Annotated in this window: 18 protein-coding genes; 12 read left to right on the top strand and 6 right to left on the bottom strand. The window is 70.0% G+C overall.

The window, feature by feature from the left end; genetic code table 11:
- Positions 1–16: 16 nt before the first annotated feature.
- The 4 genes from CFB39_RS16170 to rfaE2 all read left to right on the top strand — a co-directional run bounded on the left by CFB39_RS16170 (position 17) and on the right by rfaE2 (position 4,012).
- The gene (locus CFB39_RS16170) at positions 17–778 is read left to right on the top strand and encodes a PhaM family polyhydroxyalkanoate granule multifunctional regulatory protein (RefSeq protein WP_089461700.1); all 762 of its coding nucleotides are present in this window, start codon (positions 17–19) and stop codon (positions 776–778) included.
- 24 nt (positions 779–802) lie between these two features.
- On the top strand, positions 803–2,029 hold the full coding sequence (locus tag CFB39_RS16165) for a patatin-like phospholipase family protein (RefSeq protein ID WP_089473629.1): 1,227 nt from the start codon (positions 803–805) through the stop codon (positions 2,027–2,029).
- Between the two features lie 468 nt (positions 2,030–2,497).
- A complete protein-coding gene (locus tag CFB39_RS16155) occupies positions 2,498–3,376 on the top strand; it encodes a diiron oxygenase (RefSeq protein ID WP_011353352.1) in 879 nt (292 codons plus the stop codon).
- Positions 3,377–3,526: 150 nt separating this feature from the next.
- Positions 3,527–4,012 carry a D-glycero-beta-D-manno-heptose 1-phosphate adenylyltransferase gene (gene rfaE2, locus CFB39_RS16150; RefSeq protein ID WP_089426432.1) on the top strand — a complete coding sequence of 162 codons (486 nt, stop codon included), beginning with the start codon at positions 3,527–3,529 and terminating at the stop codon, positions 4,010–4,012.
- Positions 4,013–4,028: 16 nt separating this feature from the next.
- Here rfaE2 and CFB39_RS16145 read toward each other — a convergent pair whose 3' ends face one another.
- The 6 genes from CFB39_RS16145 to CFB39_RS16120 form a co-directional block, all read right to left on the bottom strand.
- Entirely contained in the window at positions 4,029–4,271 is a 243-nt protein-coding gene (locus CFB39_RS16145) for a hypothetical protein (RefSeq protein WP_089426666.1), read from the bottom strand.
- A 205-nt stretch (positions 4,272–4,476) separates the two neighbouring features.
- The gene (locus CFB39_RS16140; RefSeq protein ID WP_089473628.1) at positions 4,477–5,277 is read right to left on the bottom strand and encodes a type III pantothenate kinase; all 801 of its coding nucleotides are present in this window, start codon (positions 5,275–5,277) and stop codon (positions 4,477–4,479) included.
- Positions 5,274–6,194: a biotin--[acetyl-CoA-carboxylase] ligase gene (locus CFB39_RS16135; protein ID WP_089473627.1), complete on the bottom strand. Its 921-nt coding sequence runs from the start codon at positions 6,192–6,194 to the stop codon at positions 5,274–5,276. The genes CFB39_RS16140 and CFB39_RS16135 overlap by 4 nt, the downstream gene beginning before the upstream one ends.
- A gap of 110 nt (positions 6,195–6,304) precedes the next feature.
- Positions 6,305–6,850 (bottom strand): hypothetical protein, encoded by a 546-nt coding sequence (locus tag CFB39_RS16130; RefSeq protein ID WP_089473626.1) that lies wholly within the window; start codon positions 6,848–6,850, stop codon positions 6,305–6,307.
- Positions 6,851–7,063: 213 nt separating this feature from the next.
- Entirely contained in the window at positions 7,064–7,909 is an 846-nt protein-coding gene (locus CFB39_RS16125; RefSeq protein WP_089473625.1) for a tetratricopeptide repeat protein, read from the bottom strand.
- 8 nt (positions 7,910–7,917) lie between these two features.
- A complete protein-coding gene (locus CFB39_RS16120) occupies positions 7,918–9,987 on the bottom strand; it encodes a bifunctional 2',3'-cyclic-nucleotide 2'-phosphodiesterase/3'-nucleotidase (protein ID WP_089473624.1) in 2,070 nt (689 codons plus the stop codon).
- Positions 9,988–10,292: 305 nt separating this feature from the next.
- Between CFB39_RS16120 and CFB39_RS16115 the strand changes: the two genes are divergently transcribed.
- The 8 genes from CFB39_RS16115 (at position 10,293) to CFB39_RS16080 (ending at position 18,030) form a co-directional block, all read left to right on the top strand.
- Entirely contained in the window at positions 10,293–11,417 is a 1,125-nt protein-coding gene (locus CFB39_RS16115; RefSeq protein ID WP_089473623.1) for an ABC transporter permease, read from the top strand.
- On the top strand, positions 11,414–12,328 hold the full coding sequence (locus CFB39_RS16110) for an ABC transporter ATP-binding protein (protein WP_089426422.1): 915 nt from the start codon (positions 11,414–11,416) through the stop codon (positions 12,326–12,328). The genes CFB39_RS16115 and CFB39_RS16110 overlap by 4 nt, the downstream gene beginning before the upstream one ends.
- 18 nt (positions 12,329–12,346) lie before the next feature.
- The gene (locus CFB39_RS16105) at positions 12,347–13,276 is read left to right on the top strand and encodes an MlaD family protein (RefSeq protein WP_089426421.1); all 930 of its coding nucleotides are present in this window, start codon (positions 12,347–12,349) and stop codon (positions 13,274–13,276) included.
- A gap of 38 nt (positions 13,277–13,314) precedes the next feature.
- On the top strand, positions 13,315–13,938 hold the full coding sequence (locus CFB39_RS16100) for an ABC-type transport auxiliary lipoprotein family protein (RefSeq protein WP_089473622.1): 624 nt from the start codon (positions 13,315–13,317) through the stop codon (positions 13,936–13,938).
- A gap of 19 nt (positions 13,939–13,957) precedes the next feature.
- Complete coding sequence (locus tag CFB39_RS16095; protein WP_089473621.1) at positions 13,958–15,109, top strand: VanZ family protein; 1,152 nt, start codon at positions 13,958–13,960, stop codon at positions 15,107–15,109.
- Positions 15,110–15,253: 144 nt separating this feature from the next.
- Positions 15,254–15,571 (top strand): ferredoxin, encoded by a 318-nt coding sequence (locus tag CFB39_RS16090; RefSeq protein WP_011694422.1) that lies wholly within the window; start codon positions 15,254–15,256, stop codon positions 15,569–15,571.
- Positions 15,572–15,584: 13 nt separating this feature from the next.
- Entirely contained in the window at positions 15,585–16,229 is a 645-nt protein-coding gene (locus CFB39_RS16085; protein ID WP_034198940.1) for an alpha/beta hydrolase, read from the top strand.
- Between the two features lie 487 nt (positions 16,230–16,716).
- Positions 16,717–18,030, top strand: coding sequence for a D-alanyl-D-alanine carboxypeptidase family protein (locus CFB39_RS16080; RefSeq protein WP_089426418.1), 1,314 nt, complete (start codon positions 16,717–16,719; stop codon positions 18,028–18,030).
- Positions 18,031–18,072 lie beyond the last annotated feature (42 nt).

The following is an 18,072-nucleotide window of genomic DNA, read 5'->3' as shown; positions in this document are numbered from 1 at the left end:
CAACCAGGATGCCCGTATGACGACCGATGCCTCCGGCTCCAACCCTTTCGCCGGCTTTGCCGGCTTCAAGCCCGCCGACATGATGGACCGGATGTGGGACATGATGCGGATGTCGCCGTTCGGCGGGATGACGTCGTTCCCGGGCGCCACGCAAGGGCTGCCGCCGTCGCTGTCGAGCATGTCCGACATGATGGCGCCGCTCACGAGCGTCGAGGAGCTCGACAAGCGGATCACCGATCTGCGCGCGGTCGAGCAGTGGCTGAAGCTCAACCTCGGGATGCTGCAGTCCGCGATCCAGGCGCTTGAGGTGCAGCGCGCGACGCTCGCGACGCTGCGTGCGTTCGGCGCGTTCGCGCAGAGCTCGATGTCGGCGGCCGAGGAAGCGGCCGTCGCGGCCGCGCATGCGGCGAAGCACGCGTCGGCGACGTCGAGCGATGCACCGCCGGCACCGGAGGCCGACGCGTCGGCGGCAGCGGCCGGCGACGCCGCGCAGCAGGCGTTCGACCCGTCGGGCTGGTGGAACCTGCTGCAGTCGCAGTTCAACCAGCTCGCGAGCCTCGCGATGGCGCAGCCGGGCATGCAGCCCGCCGCGCCGGGCGATGCGCCGCCGGACGCGGCCGCTGCGCCGGAGCCGGCCGCGAAGCCGGCACCGGCCGCCGCCGCGCCGCGCAAGCCTGCCGCGAAGCGCGCGAAGTCGGCCGGTGCGGCCGGTTCGGCCGCGGCGCGCGCGGCCGCCGCATCGTCGCCCGAAACCCGTCCGCCGAAGCGTTCGACGTGACGCGGCGCAGGTAGCAGGTCGATCATGCGGCTCGCGCTCGTGCTGATGGGAGGCGGCGCACGCGCCGCCTATCAGGTCGGCGTGCTGAAAGCGCTGGCCGAGATCGCGCGCGAGGCCGATCCGTTGCGGCACACGCTGCCGTTCGCGGTGGTGTGCGGCTCGTCGGCCGGCGCGATCAACGCGACGTCGATCGCGAGCCATGCAGACGACTTTTCCCATGGCGTGCGGCGCCTGCTCGAATTCTGGGAGCCGTTGCGCGCCGACTACGTGTATCGCACCGACTGGCTCGGCATCGCGGCCGCCGGCGCACGCTGGCTGGCGACGATGACCTTCGGCTGGGCGGCCCGCCGCTCGCCGCGCGGGTTGCTCGACAATGCGCCGCTCGCGCATCTGTTGCAGCGCGAGCTGAGCTTCCACCGGATCGAGCAAATGCTCGAGGCGCGCCTGCTGCACGCGCTTTCGGTGACGGCGCTCAGCTATTCGAGCGGGCGGCACCTCACGTTCTACCAGGCCGCCCAGCCGATCCAGGCGTGGCGGCGCGCGCAGCGCACCGCGCGGCTCGTCGACCTGTCGGCGTCGCACCTGCTCGCGTCGTCGGCGATTCCGTTCGTGTTCCCGGCCGTGCCGCTCGTGCTCGACGGGCAGATCGAATACTTCGGCGACGGCTCGATCCGGCAGATCGCGCCGCTGTCGCCGGCGATCCACTTCGGCGCGGACCGGATCGTCGTGGTCGGCGCGGCCGACCCGCGGCCCGAGATTCCGGCCGCGAACGGCCACGGGTTGGTGCGCGGCTACCCGACGCTCGCGCAGATCGGCCAGCAGGTGCTCGCGAGCGTGTTCCTCGACTCGATCGGCTCGGACATCGAGCGCATCGAGCACATCAACCGGATGATCGAGCACCTGCCGCACCAGGTCGAGTTGGACAGCGGCTGGCGGCACGTCGACGTACTCGCGATCGCGCCGTCCGAGCGCATCGAGCTGATCGCCGCGAAGCACCTGAAGCAGATGCCGGCGACGATGCGCGGGCTGCTCGGCGCGATCGGCGGCAGCCAGCCGGCCGGCGCGTCGTTCGCGAGCTACCTGCTGTTCGAGGAGGCGTTCACGCGCGAACTGATCGAGCTCGGCTACCGCGACGGGCGTGCGCAGCGCGACACGCTGGCCGGCTGGATCGCGCGAGCGGACGGCGGCAGCGCGCCGGCCGCCGGCATGCCGCCGGAAGACGGCCTCGCGACCGGAGAAATACGGGTCTGATGCTTGCAGGAAAATGTAAGGTTGCGTTTTCGCGACGGTCGGCCGCGACCGATCGCCGCACCGCGATTGGCGGCGCACGACCGGGCAGGCGTCTCGGAACCGTCATGCACGCGTGATATCATGGCCGCCGCCGTATACACCATATCGAGCAGCCCGCCGATCCGGCATCCGCACGGGACCTTTCGGGGAACCCGCCTGGGGCAGGGGACGGGCGCGCCAACGAGCCGGCCAGCGCCGGCCCCCCACTCAGGCAAGCGTGCAGCCGGTTCCGTTCGCGGAGCGTGGCTGCGGCATGCCGCAACGGCGGCGGCGCGGCCGCCCGGCTGCCGGACGAGGAATCACCGTCCGGCTGGCCGGTTTCCCGCGTAAAATTAGAGTCTTGGCTGCAAAAGGCGCGCTCGGGCGCGCTTGCGCGGCAACAGTCACGTTTAGAGAAGTCGCATTGCGCAGAACAGGGGTGGGACCATCATGAACACGATGCTTTATCCGGAACTTTACCGATCGCTCGAAGCCGTCCGCTGGGACATGGAGAAGGACATTCCGTGGGACAAGTTCGACGCTTCGCTGCTCACCGACGAGCAGGCGAAGACGATCAAGATGAACGCGATCACCGAATGGTCGGCGCTGCCCGCGACGGAAATGTTCCTGCGCGACAACCAGCACGACAGCGACTTTTCCGCGTTCATGAGCGTGTGGTTCTTCGAAGAGCAGAAGCATTCGCTCGTGCTGATGGAATACCTGCGCCGCTTCAAGCCGGAAATGGTGCCGACCGAAGAGGAACTGCACGCGGTGCGCTTCCAGTTCGACCCGGCGCCGCCGCTCGAGACGCTGATGCTGCACTTCTGCGGCGAGATCCGCCTGAACCACTGGTACCGTTGCGCGGCCGACTGGCACACCGAGCCGGTCATCAAGCAGATCTACGAAACCATCTCGCGCGATGAAGCGCGCCACGGCGGCGCGTACCTGCGCTACATGAAGAAGGCGCTGAACAACTGCGGCGACGTCGCGCGTGCCGCATTCGCGAAGATCGGCGTGCTGATGGCGTCGGCGCGCCGCACCGAGAAGCCGCTGCACCCGACCAACCTGCACGTGAACCAGGCGCTGTTCCCGCGCGACACCGTGCAGTCGCGCCTGCCCGATCCGGAATGGCTCGAGCGCTGGCTCGACGAGCAGATCCGCTTCGACGGCGAGTGGGAAAAGAAGGTGGTCGAACGGATCCTGCACAACCTGTCGATCCTGTTCGAGCGCACGTTCGCGACCGCGCAGGAGCTGAACCGCTACCGCAAGGAAGTCACCGGCCGCCTGCAGGCCGAAAGCGGCCCGTCGTCGGCCGCGCAGCCGGCCTGAGGCCGGTTGGCGCCGCAGCCGGCGTGAATCGCGCCGGCCGCGTTGCGCGATGTCGTACCCGTTGCATGAAGCCCGCCCGGTCAGTCCGGCGGGCTTTTTATCTGGCGCCGCCGCCGCGTGCGCCGTGGCCCATTCCGTCCGACTCCGATCATGTCCGCCACCTTCGAACGCAAGCTGATCACCCGTGATGCCCTCGTCGCCCTGCGCGCGTCGCTGCCGTCGCCCGTCGTGTTCACCAACGGCGTGTTCGACATCCTGCACCGCGGCCACGTCACCTATCTTGCCGACGCGAAGGCGCTCGGCGCATGCCTGATCGTCGGCGTGAACAGCGACGCATCGGTACGCATGCTCGGCAAGGGCGACGACCGGCCGATCAATCGCCAGGAAGACCGCGCGGCGCTGCTCGCGGCGCTGGAAAGCGTCGACTGGGTCGTGACGTTCGAGGAAAAGACGCCGGTGTCGCTGATCGAGGCAGTCCGGCCGGACATCCTCGTGAAGGGCGGCGACTACGACATGGATGCGTTGCCGGAATCGGCGCTGGTGCGTGGCTGGGGCGGCCGGGCGCTGGCGATTCCGTTCGAGCACGATCGCTCGACCACTGCGTTGCTGAAGAAGGTGCGCGCGCAGCAGTCCTGAGCGCGGCCCGGCGCCGTCAGGGCGCGGACGCCGCGAGCGGCTCGGCCGTGACGGACGGCGGCGCGATCGGGCCGCCGATGACGGGCTGGTCGGTGGCCCGTGCGAGCGGCGTCACGCGCAGCGCATCGGGCCGCACCTGTCGCGCCAGCACGCCGGGTTCGCGCGGGCCGGCCGCCGGCAGCGGCCCGAACACGCCGCGCGCCACCACGAACGCGAGCATGTTGGCGAGAAAGAGAACAGCGATCAGCCAGCGCAGCATCGTCGACACTCCTCGTCGTCATTGACGTGGTTCACGTCATTCAATCGGGCCGGCCGCATCGCCGGCGATTTCATTCGTTCTCGTTCCTGCCGTTGACCGTGCACGCGGGCGCCAGCATGGCGCCGCCCGTGCTTCACCGTCATCGTGACGCGGGCCCGCACGGGCTCGCGTTGCCGTGCGCCGGCGCGATGCCGGCGCTTTTCCGTCACGCCTGCGTCGGCGTGGCGGTTGCCGCTTCCGCGGCGATCAGCGCGAGCCCGGACAGGATCAGCGCATCGTGCCGCGTATGCGGGAGCGTCAGCGCACGCGCGACGTCGTCCGCCGCGCCGCCGGCCAGCACGAGCCGCACGGGCGCCTGCCACGCATCCGCGAGATCGCGCCACGCGCGTTCGATCAGCCCGGCCTGCGCATACAGGCAGCCGGCCGACAGCGAGCGCGGCGTATCGACCTGGAACGGTTCGGCCGGTGCGCCGGCGAGCAGGCCGCTCGCGATGTCGGTGGTCAGCGTCGGCAACTGCGCGGTGTGCGTGCCGAGCGCGCGCATCATCAGCGCCCAGCCCGGTGCGATCAGCCCGCCCGTGAAGCGGCCGTCCGCGCGCAGCGCCTCGAGCGTCGTCGCGGTGCCGAACGTCGCCATCAGCAGGTGCTCGCCCGGAAACGCCGCGTGCGCGCCGATCAGTCCGGCCCAGCGGTCGCTGCCGAGCTGGTCGGGCGTCGTATAGCCGTTCGTCACGCCGCACTGCGTCTGACGCGCGCGTATCGTCGTGCGCGGCAGGCCCGGCCAGCGTGCGTCGAGCAGCGCGTCGAGCCGGGCGGCCACGTCGGCGCCCGCGACGTTCGAGATCCACGCGCCGCGCGGACGCGGCAGGGCCGACCAGTCGGGATCGGCGCCGCCGTCGCGGGTGTGGCCGAACGCGCCCGTCTCGACGAGCGTGCGCTGCGCATCGGCGAGTGCCCACTTGATCCGGCTGTTGCCGGCGTCGATCAGCAGGTGCGGCTCGTTCATTGCGCTTCGCGCAGCGATACGTCGCCGGCGGCGATCGCCTGCACGCCGTCCGGCGTTTCGAGCAGCAACTGGCCGGTCGCGTCGATGCCCGTCGCGATGCCGCGCACGCGTTCGACGCCCTGTTCGAGCAGCACGACTTCACGCCCCGCGTACGCGTGCAGCGCGTGCCAGCGCGGCAGGAACGGCGCGAGCCCTTCGGCGCCGAACTGCGCGAGCGCGGGCGTGAGTGCGTTCAGCGACGCGGCGAGCGTGTCGGTGAGGTTGGCCGATGCGCACGCGATCGACAGCGCGGCGGGCGGCAGCCCGCTCGCGAGCGTCGCTTCACGCGCGCGCAGCGCGTCGACCTGCGCGGCGACGGCTTCCGCGCCGCGCACGTTGATGCCGAAGCCGATCACGACGGCGGTGGCGTCGGCGCTGGTCCACGCGGTTTCGATCAGGATCCCGGCGAGCTTGCCGACGATGCGCGGCGTGCCGTCGTCGGTGGCGGTCAGCAGCAGGTCGTTCGGCCATTTGAGCGCGACGCGCGTATGGGCGTCGAGCGGCAGCGCGGCCAGCCCTTCGGCGAGCGCGACGCCGATCGCGATGCTGAGGCCGCCGAGTGCTTCGACGGGGCGCGGCACGATGCAGCCGACCGAGCACAGCAGTGCATTGCCGGGCTGCGCGAACCACGGGCGGCCCTGCCGGCCGCGGCCGGCCGTCTGCTCGAACGCGACGCGCACGAGTGGCGCGGGCAACGCGTTCGCGTTGCGCGGCAGCGCCTTGAGCCGGGTGGCGACGTCGGCGTTGGTCGAGCCGGTGGCGGCGACGATGTCGAGCGGCCACGCACGCGGCGCGGCGTCCAGGTGCGCCTCGAGCCGGTTGCGCGCGATGTGCGCGTCGCCGGAATCGGGCGTGTCGGAGGAGGTGGGGGCGTTCATGGCGCCTATTGTAGCGACAGGGGGCGATGGCGCGCGTCGGGCGACGCACGCGGCCGGGCAGGGCGGCGCGCGGCCGCCCGCATGCGAACGGCGCCGCAGCGCCGCCTGGCTCAATGCCTTTCCATCCGCTCCAGCGCCTTGATGTCCTCCTCGGACGTCATTTCGCAGGCCAGCAGCGTCTTGCCCTTCAGCGCCGGGCCCTGGCGGGCCGACACGAGGATCAGCGCACCACCCGGGCCGCGGACCGTCAGCCGGCGCGAATAGCCGACAGACGACGCGCCCAGCAGGTGGCCCTTCTCGAGGGTGAGCTGGTAGCGTTTCGCGAGCTGGTCGGCGACTTCGCCGTCCACGAGCACGCCGATTCCGGTACTGACGAACACGACCTGCTGCGTCGTGAAGCCGTCGCGGTGGATCGGCTCCGGCAGGCGATAGACAGCGGCGCCCAGCATCGATTCGTCCGGCTTCGGATCGGCCGCCTTGGCGATGTTGTAGATCGCGTCCATCAGATCCGACGTGAACGGCGGCTTGCAAAGCGCGGCGTTGAAGATGTCGGGCTGGGCGGGCGGCGCGGCGCGTGCGGTGAGCGGTGCGCCGGCAATGACGAGGGCGACGGCGCCGACGGCAGCGGCGCCAAGCCTGGAAAGGCGATGGGACATGGATGCAGTTCTCTCAGGTTTTATTGTGAGGCTGCATGTTAATGCAATGCCGCGTATCGAACGATCGACGTGGCGCAGCCGGGGGGGCGGCAATGCAACAGGCGCGTACGCCCGCGCCCCTCGATCGATTCCGTTGCAGGGTGATCGATGCGCGGGGCGTCGGGGCATGCGCGTCATGCAGCCGGTGGGATGCCGGTGCGTGCGGACGAACCGTTACGGCGCGACGACCGGGTGTTTCAGCGCATGCGCGGTCTCGATCCACTGCGCGTGGAACTCGTCCGCGTCGGGCTTGAGCCCGAGTTCGCCGTTGCGATAGGCCATCGCGAGCGTCTGCACGGCTTCCGGCAGCTCGTGCTCGGCGGCGCGGCGATACAGCGCCAGCGCGCGCGCCTCGTCGCGCGGCACGCCGCTGCCTTCGCGGTACGCGTTCGCGAGCATGAAGTCCGCGGCCGGGATGTCCGCGCGCGACGCGACGTCGAACCAGTGCGCGGCCTGCACGGGATCGGCGGCGACGCCGTAGCCGCTGCGATAGATCAGCCCGAGGTAATACGCGGCGGCCGGGTCGCCCTGCGCGGCCGCTTCGCCGAGCAGCGTGCGGGCACGTGCGTAGTCCTTCGGCATGCCGCTGCTGCCGAGCAGCAACGCCTTGCCGAGCGCGAGCTGCGCACGCCGGGCGGCCGGCGCGTCGGCCTTGCCGTCTGCCGCCGCGGCCGTTTCCAGCCAGCCGCGCCCCTCGTCGCGCAAGCCCGGTTCGCGCGCGTCGACGAGCGCGATGCCGAGCGCCGCCTGCGCGTCGCCCGAGCCGCGGCGCGCCAGCGTGCGCAACTGCGCGAGCGCATGCGGCTCGGTGGCCTGGGTGACCATCGCCTGCCACTCGTCGAGCTGCGCGGCGCTCGGCGCGGGGCTGGCGCCGCGCAGGCCGGCTGCCGCGACGACGGCCGCAACGGTCACGGCCGCCGTCGCGAGCAGCGCGGCCGGCGGGAGTTTCGCGCGCAGCAGGCGCCGCGCGGCGGCGGCGAGGCCGGTTTCGGCCGGCCGCATCGTCCGGATCGGTTGCATCGCGGGTCTCATTGCGTGAGGTCGATTTCGTAAGTGGCGAGGTTCTTGCCCGAGCCGTCGTCGGCCGCGACCTGCGTGATGCCGGTCAGGCCGGCGGCCGCCGCGTCGCCGAGGCGGTTCGGCGCGGACGCGAACTGCACGTGCGCGACCGAGCTCGCGAGCTTCGTGAAGCGCCAGCTGCGCTGCGCGCCGTCGGCCGCGCGCGTGATGGCGCCGCGCTTCTTGACGAACGCGATCAGCACGTCGCGGTTCGCGTCGGGCGACGCGAAGATCGTCTTGCTGCCGTCGAGGCCGGGGAAGTTGCCGCCGCCGCTCGCGCGGTAGTTGTTGGTCGCGACGATGAACTGCGCGTTCGGGTCGATCGCCGCACCCTTGTACGTCAGGTTCTTGATCCGGCTGCCGACCGGCTGCGTGACGTCGATTTCATACGCGAGATCGGCCGACGTGAACATGTCGAAGTTGTAGCCGGGGAACGTGCTGACGAGCGGCTGCACGGTCGCCTTGGTCGGGTCGATGCGGTTGAAGCGCTTCGCGGCCGTTTCGAGCCAGTTCTTCACGTCGGCGCCGCTCACCTTCACCGCGTACACGGTGTTCGGGTACAGGTACAGGTCGGCCGCGTTGTTGATCGCGAGTGCGCCCGGCGCGACGTCGGTGTAGTCGGTGCCGCCGCCGAAGCCGCTCTTGAACGGCGCGCTGACCGACAGCACCGGCAGCGACGCGTATTGCGGCAGGTTCGCCTGCACGTAGGTCTTCACGTAGTCGGCCTGCGCCTCGTTGACGATCTGGATCGCGCCCGGATCGCCGACATCGGCGAAGTACGAGTTCATCCGGTAGTCGGTCGAGCCGATCGGCGTCTTCACGTAGTCGATCGTCGCCTGGTGCTCGGCGGCGATCGCGGCGGACACGGACGGATCGGCCGCGACGTAGCTCTTGTCGGCGTTCTGGATCGGCCGTGCCTCGACGGTCGTCTGCGACTTGTCGACGCTCCACGTCTTGCCGTCGAACTTCAGGCCGAGCTTGATCACGCCGAGGTGCTTGCCCCAGTAGTTGGCCATCACGGTCGGCACGCCGTTGACGGTGCCCTTGACCTTGTCGACGCCCGGCAGGTTGAACTGCGACACGGTGCTGTTCGCGTCCGGGAACACCTGGTGCGAGTGGCCGATCAGCATCGCGTCGATGCCGGTCACCTTCGACAGCCACCAGCTGCCGTTCTCCATCGTCGGCGAATACGCGGAATTGTCGAGGCCGCCGTGCGAGATCGCGACGACGAGATCGGCGCCCTTCGCGCGCATCTCCGGAATGTACTTCTCGGCGGCTTCCTTCAGGCCGGTCGTGTAGACCTTGCCGTCGAGCCAGCGCTTGTCCCAGCTCATGATCGCGGGCGGCGTGAAGCCGATGATGCCGATCTTCACGGGCGCGCTGACCGTCTTGCCGTCCGGCGTCGTCGCGGTCACGGTGCGGGTCAGGATCGTGTACGGCGTGAACAGCGGCGCGTTGGTCTTCGCGCTGATCACGTTCGCGAGCACCTGCGGGAAGTTCGGGCCCGCGCACTTTTTCTGCTGGGCCGGCGCCGGCAGGCCGTCGACCTCGAACGTGTTGCCGGTCACCTGCGACAGGTACGGCAGTCCGTAGTTGAATTCGTGGTTGCCGATCCCGCCGCCGTCGAATTTCGCCGCGTTCATCACCTTGTAGATCGCGAGCGTCTGGTCGCAGCCGACCGGCTTCACGAGCGCCTGGTAGTCCGACAGCGCGGTGCCCTGGATCGTGTCGCCGTTGTCGAGCAGCAGCGTGTTCGGATACTGCGCGCGCGCTTGCGCGATCAGCGTCGACACGCGTTCGAAGCCGAGCGAGTTGTCGGCGGCGAGCTTGAAATAGTCATACGACAGCACGTTGGTGTGCAGGTCGGTCGTCTCGAGCAGGGCGAGCGTGGCCGTCGTGCCGACGGGCGCCTGGGCTGCCGGCGGCGTCGCGGGCGGCGAGGTGACGTCGTCGCCGCCACAGGCGGCGAGGATGAAGGCGAGGCTGGCGAGCGCGGCGATGGCCGGCACGCGACGGCGGGAAAGCAGGGGGAGACGCATCGGTTGTCCTGTTCGGTGTTCTGTTTTATGAAAGGCGAGAGTCGCAACGATTGGCGGCGCGGGGCGCCGACGGCCTGATGTGCGGCGCGTGAGAGTATCGAAAGGAATCGTGACGGAAGAATGAAAGGTGATGAAGCCGGCAACGGGCCGGGGGCGGCGGCTTCCACGCGGCTCCCGGGGCGGGCGCTCCGGTCAGGCGCCCCGGCCAGTCGCCCGCGGCCAGGCGCCCCACGGAAATCCTCACGTCGCGTCGTCGGGCGGTTCGCTACAATGGCCGCTGTCACCTTTTTGCAAACAACCTGCCCTTGGACTTCGAGACTCCTCCCGGCCTGTCGGTCGACGCCGGCGGCCAGGGCCAGACGGTGCGCCTGTACGGCCAGTGGACCGCGCTCGCGCTTGCACGCAATCGCGGCGCGGTGGCGCGCCGTATCGCGAGCATCGCGTCCGGGCGCGTGAGCGAATGGGATCTGTCCGGCATCGAGCGGCTCGACCACGTCGGCGGCCAGGCGCTGTGGCGCGTGTGGGGCCGCAAGCTGCCGGCCGGCGTCGCGCTGAGCGTGACCCAGCGCACGATCTTCGAGCGCATCGAGCGGCTCGACAGCGAGCGCGAGGCGCCCGAGCGCGTGGTGCGCTTCGGCCCGATCACGCGCTTCGGCTTCATGCTGTTCGCGTTCGGCGAACACCTGAAGGGCGGTATCGCGATGTTCGGCCTCGTGATCCTCGATGCACTGTCGGTGCTGCGCCGCCCGAAGACGATGCCGTGGAAGGAAACCTCGGCGAACATCTACAGCGCCGGCGCGCAGGCGCTGCCGATCACCGCGCTCGTCGCGTTCCTGATCGGCATCGTGCTCAGCTACCTTTCTGCACAGCAACTGCAGATGTTCGGCGCGAACCGTTACATCGTGAACATCCTCGGGCTGTCGGTGATCCGCGAGCTCGGCCCGGTGCTGTCGGCGATTCTCGTCGCCGGCCGCTCGGGCTCGGCGATCACCGCGCAGATCGGCGTGATGCGCGTGACCGAGGAGCTCGACGCGATGCGCGTGATGGGCATCCCGCACGGGTTGCGGCTGATCCTGCCGCGCGTGCTCGCGCTCGGCATCGCGATGCCGCTGCTCGTGATGTGGACCAACATCATCGCGCTGACGGGCGGCGCGCTCGCCGCGAAGCTCGTGCTCGGCATCGACGTCAACTATTTCGTGCGCTCGCTGCCGGGCGTCGTGCCGATCGCGAACCTGTACATCGGGGTGGGCAAGGGCGTCGTGTTCGGCATGCTGATCGCGCTGGTCGCCTGCCATTTCGGCTTCCGGATCAAGGCGAACTCGCAGAGCCTCGGCGAAGGCACGACCACGTCGGTCGTGACGTCGATCACGGTCGTGATCCTCGCCGACGCGGTGTTCGCGATCCTGTTCCAGAACGTGGGGCTCGGATGAACGCATCGAACGAAACGACCGCGCATGCCGCGGCCATCGGCGCCGGCTCGGTCGGCACCCGGCCGGCCGCGGCGGCCGACGGCGGCGACCTCGTGATCGAGGTGCGCAACCTGACCAAGCGCTACGGGCGCAACATCATTCACCAGAAGCTCGACTTCGACGTGCGGCGCGGCGAGATCGTGTCGATCGTCGGCGGCTCGGGCTCCGGCAAGACCACGCTCGTGCGGCAGATCCTCGGCCTCGAGCGGCCGACGTCGGGCACGATCAAGGTATTCGGCGAAGATACCGCGACGATCGACGACGCGAGCGCGCGGATGATGCGCACGCGCTCCGGGATGCTGTTCCAGCAGGGCGCGCTGTTCTCGTCGATGACGGTGTTCGACAACGTCGCGCAGCCGCTGCGCGAGCTCGGCCGCGTGCCGCCGGACCTGCTGCACGACATCGTGATGCTGAAGCTCGAGATGGTCGGGCTGCCGTGCAAGCACGCGTCGAAGATGCCGGCCGCGCTGTCGGGCGGGATGGTCAAGCGGGTGGGCATCGCGCGCGCGATCGCGCTCGAGCCCGAGCTGCTGTTCCTCGACGAGCCGACGGCCGGCCTCGATCCGCAGGCGTCGGACGAATTCGTCGAGCTGATCGCGACGCTGCACCGCACGCTCGGGCTGACCGTCGTGATGGTGACGCACGATCTCGACACGATGGTCGCGCTGTCCACGCGCGTCGCGGTGCTGGCCGACCGCAAGGTGCTGGTCGCCGCGCCGGTCGAGGAGGCCGCGAACGTCGACCATCCGTTCATCCACGAATATTTCCTGGGGCTGCGCGGGCGCCGCGCATTGCAGGCGCTGCCGCCCGAGCGGCGCGCGAAGCTGCCGAAGGCGGCCCTCGAACCGGCGCTGTCGAGCGTCGAGCTATAGGCACGAAGGAATCCGCGAATGGAAAACAAATCACATGCGTTCTGGGCCGGCCTGTTCACGATCGCGCTGACGCTCGCGATCGCGGGCACCGTGTTCTGGTTCAACGTCGACCGCACCGTGCGCGTGCCGTACGACCTGCTCGCGCGGACCAACGTGACGGGCCTGTTCCCGGACGCGGCCGTGCGCTTTCGCGGCCTCGACGTCGGCAAGGTGCAGTCGATCGGTTTCGATCGCACGCATCCGGGCCAGATCCGGATCCGCATTCTCGTCGACCATGACGCGCCGATCACGCAGTCGACCTACGGCAGCCTCGGCTTCCAGGGCGTGACGGGCATCGCGTTCGTGCAGCTCGAGGACACGGGCCGCGACCTGGCGCCGCTGCCGTCGTCGCCGAAGGCGATCGCGCAGATCCCGATGCGGCCGAGCCTGTTCGACCAGATCCAGGAGCGCGGCGACGTGCTGCTGCGGCAGCTCGAACTGGCCGCGAAGAGTGCGAATGCGCTGATGTCGCCCGAGATGCGCGAGCAGTTGCGCGCGACCGCCGAAAGCCTGCAGCACGCGGCCGACGGCGCCGCCACGCTGACGAAGCAGCTCGGCCCGGCGGTCACTGCGCTGCCGGAAACGATGCACGAGGTGAACCGCGCGATGGCGTCGGCGAACACGCTGCTGCAGCCGAACGGGCCGCTCGTGTCGAACCTGAACAAGGCCGGCACGGCCGCCGAGCAGATCAGCGTCGCGCTGAACGGTCTCAACACGCGCGTGCAGTACGACACGCTGCCGCGTTTCAACGCGCTCGCCGGCAGCGTCGGCGACGCATCGCGGCAATTGAAGGACGTGGCCGGTGAACTTGGCCGCAATCCGCGCAGTCTGTTGTTCGGTTCGCCCGGCGCGGCGCCGGGGCCCGGCGAGCCGGGCTTCGTCTGGCCGGGTGCGACGGCCGGGCAGTGACACCCATCGAAACCGGAAACATCATGCAGGAACACGCCATGCCACGAATCCTTGACCGCGCGCTGCGTCCCGCCGCGGCCGCGCTTGCCGTGCTGACGCTGTCGCTCGCGGCCGGCTGCGCCGGCAACAGCGCGGTGCTGTCGAATGTCCGCTATGACCTCGGGCCGGCCACGTCCGTCGTGACCGCAGGCCCGGGCCCCGCGCTGAAGGTGCTCGACGTCGCCGCGCCCGACGCGCTCGACTCCGACAAATTCGCCTACCGCCTCGCATACGTGGACGCGCAGCACGTGGCCGCCTATCGCGACAGCCGCTGGACCGCGCCGCCCGCGCAACTGCTCACGCAGCGGCTGCGCGGCGCGCTGTCGTCGCGCGGCACGGTGCTCGAAGGCTCCGACGGCGTGCGCGCGCCGACGCTCAAGGTCGACCTGAACGAATTCGAACAGGTGTTCGACGGCCAGTCGCAGAGCCACGGCGCCGTCACCGCGCGCGCGACGCTGATGCTGGACGGCAAGGTGCTCGGCCAGCGCACGTTCGTTGCACGCGCGCCGTCCAGCACGCCGGACGCGGCGGGCGGCGCCCGCGCGCTCGCGACGGCGAGCGACCAGCTCGTGTCGCAGATCGCCGCGTGGGTCGGCATGCAGGCGTACGCGGGCACGCCGTGACGCGTGCCGCGCAGCCGCGATGAGCGCGACCGGCACCCCGCGTGCATCGCCGCTCGCGCGGCAGGCCTTTGCCGCTTACGCGGCCCTCATCGTCTACGCATCGCTGTATCCGTTCGCAGGCTGGATGTCGCTCGGCATCGGGCCGTTCGACTACCTGTTCGCGCCGATGCAGCGCTACGTGACCGCATTCGACGTGGTCACGAACGTGCTCGGCTATATGCCGTTCGGCGTGCTTGCCGTGCTCGCGCTGCACCCGCGCTGGCGCGGCGTGGCCGCGACGCTGATCGCGGCCGGGCTCGGCATGCTGCTGTCGGGCGCGATGGAAGCGCTGCAAACCTACCTGCCGACGCGCGTCGCGTCGAATCTCGATCTCGCGGCCAACGCGCTCGGCGCGCTGCTGGGCGCCGCGCTCGTCGCGCCGGCCACCGGTGCGCTGCTCGATCGCGGCGCGCTGCGCCGGCTGCGTTTCGCGTGGTTCGAGGACGACGGCGCGACGCCGCTGCTGCTCGCCGGGCTGTGGCCGTTCGCGATCCTGTTTCCGTCGCCGTTCCTGTTCGGCATCGGCGACTGGCCGGCCGCGCTGTGGGAGCGCGCCGACGTGTCGATGCAGGACGCGCTGCTCGCGTGGCTGCCGGCCGCGTGGCGCGTGGGCGAATGGCCGGAGCGCGTCGACGGCTGGCTGTCCGACTCCGGTTGGGAGGCCGCGCTCGGCGGGTTGATGCTGTTCGCCGCGCTGACGATCGCGTCGCTCGCGATGCGGCCGCGCGCGCCGCGCATCCGGCTCCTGATCGCGCTCGTCGTCGCGACGCTCGTGCTGAAGGCGGCCGCGACCTTCATGCAGTCGGCCACCGGCCTCGTCGTTGTGTGGGCGACGCCCGGCGCGCGGCTCGGGATCGAGCTCGGCTTCGCGGCCGCGCTCGTCGCGCTGCACGTGCCGGCGACCTGGCGCGCGACGCTTGCGGCGCTCGCGCTGCTGGCCGGCGTGGCGCTCGTGAACCTGCTGCCGGTCAATCCGTTCTTCGACTTCACGCTGTCGGGCTGGCGGCAGGGTCGCTACGTGCACTTCAACAGCCTCGCACGCTGGCTCGCGTGGATCTGGCCCTACGCGGCGCTGATCTGGCTCGGCCAGCGCGTCGAGCATGCATGGCTGCCGGCCGTGCTGCGCCGCTGATGCGGGGGCATCGGCGCGGCCGCGGTGCTATCGCGGGCAGCGACACGTGCCGCTCGCTATAATCGTCCGCATCCTCCGCTGCCCCGCGCAGCGGCAACCGCTCCTCTTTCCGCACGGCCTCGCGCCGGGCCGCACGTCACCATCATGGATTCCTACTACCAGCACCACGTCTTCTTCTGCCTGAACCAGCGCGAACCGGGCGCCGAGCGCCCGAGCTGCGCGCAATGCGACGCGCAGACCATGCAGGAATACGCGAAAAAGCGCGTGAAGGAACTCGGCCTCGCGGGGCCCGGCAAGGTCCGCATCAACAAGGCCGGCTGCCTCGACCGCTGCGAGGAAGGGCCCGTGATGGTCGTGTACCCGGAAGGCACGTGGTACACGTACGTCGACCAGGCCGACATCGACGAGATCGTCGAATCGCACCTGCGCGACGGCAAGGTCGTCGACCGCCTGAAGATCTGAGCGGGCCGGCCGAATGAACGTTCATACGCAGAAGTCGCTGATCGCGGGCCCGGTCGGGCAGATCGAAATCGCCGTCGACCTCCCCGACGCCGTGCGCGAAAGCGGCGCCGCGCCGCGCGGCATCGCGCTCGTCGCGCATCCGCATCCGCTGTTCGGCGGCACGATGGACAACAAGGTCGCGCAAACCCTCGCGCGCACGCTCGTGCAGCTGAACTACGTCGTGTTCCGGTCGAACTTCCGCGGCGTCGGCGCGACCGAAGGCGTGCACGACAACGGCACCGGCGAAGCCGACGACCTGCTCGCGGTGCTCGCGCACATGCGCGCGCAGCCCGCGTATGCGGACCTGCCGCTCGTGCTTGCGGGCTTCTCGTTCGGCACCTTCGTGCTGTCGCACGTCGCGAAGCGGTTGCGCGACGCGGGCGAGACGATCGAACGGATGGTGTTCGTCGGCACGGCCGCGAGCCGCTGGCAGGTGGCCGACGTGCCCGAGAACACGCTCGTGATCCACGGCGAAACCGACGACACGGTGCCGATCGCTTCCGTGTACGACTGGGCGCGGCCGCAGGAACTGCCGGTCGTCGTGATCCCCGGCGCCGAGCATTTCCTGCATCGCAAGCTGCACGTGCTGAAGCGCATCATCGTCGACGCATGGCGCTAGCCAGTGCGCGGGTGCCGGCATGACGCCGGCAGCCTGCGTCGCTTCGTGCACATGACCTCCGGCCCTCGCCCGACGCGCGCTTTTCCCCACGCGACATCGCGCCGCACCGTGCGGCGCCACCTCACTTCCACCTCGCCTGCGCATGCCTTTCGCACACCTTCGCGTGCGATGACGGGCAGCTTGCCGTCACCCCGCGCCCGATGCGGATGCGCAACTGTCCGGCGCCAGGTTCGCGAAAACGCCCTGCGCGCCCACGTATAATGGCCGGATTCCGCGTCGCCCGCGGCCCGGCTGGGCCCATTGCGGCGCTCGTTTTGCCGCTGTCCGCCCGCTCGCGACGGCCGCGAACCGAACGCGTCCGCACGAGTCCAACCGGCGCGTTTCGCGTCGCCCGACGATCTCGGGCGAGTGCCCGAAACGCCCGCCGCCTTGCCGTTCAACCCTGCGCGTTTCGCACCGCACTTTCTGCCATCAGCCTGAATCGATCATGCGTCTGTCTCCCCAAGGCCTCAAGTCCCTCGCTTCCTCCATCGCCTTCGGCACCGCCGCGCGCAACGTCGCGCTCGGCGTGATGCTGCCCGTCGCGCTCGCCTCGACGATCGTCGTCGCCGAGGCGAAGCCGGCCGCCAAGGCCAAGGCCGCGCATGCGGCGCCGGCCGCCACCGAGCAGTTCACCGGCGCGCCCGCGACCTACATGCCGGGCGCGGTGCCGCCGCCGGGTGTGAATGCGCGCTCGTGGGTGCTCGTCGATGCGACCAGCAACACGGTGCTCGCATCGGGCAATGCCGATGAACGCGTCGAGCCTGCGTCGCTGACGAAGCTGATGACGGCGTACCTCGTGTTCGAGGCGCTCGACAAGAAGAAGATCTCGATGGAGCAGATCGTCACGCCGAGCGAAGCCGTGCGCCGCGTCGGCCGCGACGAGTCGCGCATGTTCATCGAGGCGAACAAGCCGGTGTCGGTGCACGACCTCGTGTACGGGATGATCATCCAGTCGGGCAACGACGCCGCGATCGCGCTGGCCGAACTCGTCGGCGGCAGCGAAGGGCAGTTCGTCACGCTGATGAACGACGAGGCGCAGCGCCTCGGCATGAAGGGCACGCACTTCGCCGACGTGAACGGCATGCCCGACCCGAACCACTACACGACGGCCGGCGACCTCGCGAAGCTGTCCGCGCACCTGATCCGCGATTTTCCGCAGTACTACAGCATCTTTTCGGAGAAGGAGTTCAAGTACAACAACATCCGCCAGGGCAACCGCAACCGCCTGCTGTGGCTCGACCCGACGGTCGACGGCCTGAAGACGGGCCATACGCAAGCGGCCGGCTACTGCCTGATCGCGTCGGCGAAGCGCGCGATCCCGGGCGTGGACGGCCAGCGCCGCCTGGTGTCGGTGATGATGGGCGAGCAGAAGGAAGGCGAGCGCACGCAGGACAGCATGAAGATGCTGAACTACGGCTACAGCGCGTTCGATTCGGTGCGCCTGTTCAAGGGCGGCCAGGCGATGTCGACGCCGCGCGTCTACAAGGGCAAGGACAACACCGTGCAGGTCGGCGTGAAGGCCGACCAGTGGGCGACCGTGCCGCGCGGCCTCGGCGACAAGATCAAGACGGAAGTCGACGTCAACGCGCCGCTGATCGCGCCGCTCGCGGAAGGCCAGCAGGTCGGCACCGTGAAGATCGTCGCCGACGGCAAGACGCTGTCGGAATTCCCGGTCGTCGCGCTGCAGGCCGTGCCGGAAGCGGGTATCTTCGGGCGTATCTGGGACTCGATCCTGCTGATGTTCAGCAAGAAGAAGTAAGCACGACGGGCCTTTGTTTTCGCGACTTCATCCCCATCTGTC

This window comes from Burkholderia sp. AU6039 (assembly GCF_002223365.1).
Taxonomy (GTDB): domain Bacteria; phylum Pseudomonadota; class Gammaproteobacteria; order Burkholderiales; family Burkholderiaceae; genus Burkholderia.
The sequence above is the reverse complement of the archived record's forward strand: the minus strand, read 5'-3'. Positions and strand labels throughout refer to the sequence as shown.

Bases quoted from the DNA above. Each gene is read 5' to 3' on its own strand.
- CFB39_RS16080 (WP_089426418.1), top strand. From the start codon at position 16,717: ATGCGTCTGTCTCCCCAAGGCCTCAAGTCCCTCGCTTCCTCCATCGCC.
- CFB39_RS16105 (WP_089426421.1), top strand. From the start codon at position 12,347: ATGGAAAACAAATCACATGCGTTCTGGGCCGGCCTGTTCACGATCGCG.
- CFB39_RS16170 (WP_089461700.1), top strand. From the start codon at position 17: ATGACGACCGATGCCTCCGGCTCCAACCCTTTCGCCGGCTTTGCCGGC.
- CFB39_RS16155 (WP_011353352.1), top strand. From the start codon at position 2,498: ATGAACACGATGCTTTATCCGGAACTTTACCGATCGCTCGAAGCCGTC.
- rfaE2 (WP_089426432.1), top strand. From the start codon at position 3,527: ATGTCCGCCACCTTCGAACGCAAGCTGATCACCCGTGATGCCCTCGTC.
- CFB39_RS16095 (WP_089473621.1), top strand. From the start codon at position 13,958: ATGAGCGCGACCGGCACCCCGCGTGCATCGCCGCTCGCGCGGCAGGCC.
- CFB39_RS16140 (WP_089473628.1), bottom strand. From the start codon at position 5,277: ATGAACGAGCCGCACCTGCTGATCGACGCCGGCAACAGCCGGATCAAG.
- CFB39_RS16090 (WP_011694422.1), top strand. From the start codon at position 15,254: ATGGATTCCTACTACCAGCACCACGTCTTCTTCTGCCTGAACCAGCGC.
- CFB39_RS16125 (WP_089473625.1), bottom strand. From the start codon at position 7,909: ATGCAACCGATCCGGACGATGCGGCCGGCCGAAACCGGCCTCGCCGCC.
- CFB39_RS16145 (WP_089426666.1), bottom strand. From the start codon at position 4,271: ATGCTGCGCTGGCTGATCGCTGTTCTCTTTCTCGCCAACATGCTCGCG.
- CFB39_RS16135 (WP_089473627.1), bottom strand. From the start codon at position 6,194: ATGAACGCCCCCACCTCCTCCGACACGCCCGATTCCGGCGACGCGCAC.
- CFB39_RS16130 (WP_089473626.1), bottom strand. From the start codon at position 6,850: ATGTCCCATCGCCTTTCCAGGCTTGGCGCCGCTGCCGTCGGCGCCGTC.
- CFB39_RS16085 (WP_034198940.1), top strand. From the start codon at position 15,585: ATGAACGTTCATACGCAGAAGTCGCTGATCGCGGGCCCGGTCGGGCAG.
- CFB39_RS16100 (WP_089473622.1), top strand. From the start codon at position 13,315: ATGCCACGAATCCTTGACCGCGCGCTGCGTCCCGCCGCGGCCGCGCTT.
- CFB39_RS16165 (WP_089473629.1), top strand. From the start codon at position 803: ATGCGGCTCGCGCTCGTGCTGATGGGAGGCGGCGCACGCGCCGCCTAT.
- CFB39_RS16120 (WP_089473624.1), bottom strand. From the start codon at position 9,987: ATGCGTCTCCCCCTGCTTTCCCGCCGTCGCGTGCCGGCCATCGCCGCG.
- CFB39_RS16110 (WP_089426422.1), top strand. From the start codon at position 11,414: ATGAACGCATCGAACGAAACGACCGCGCATGCCGCGGCCATCGGCGCC.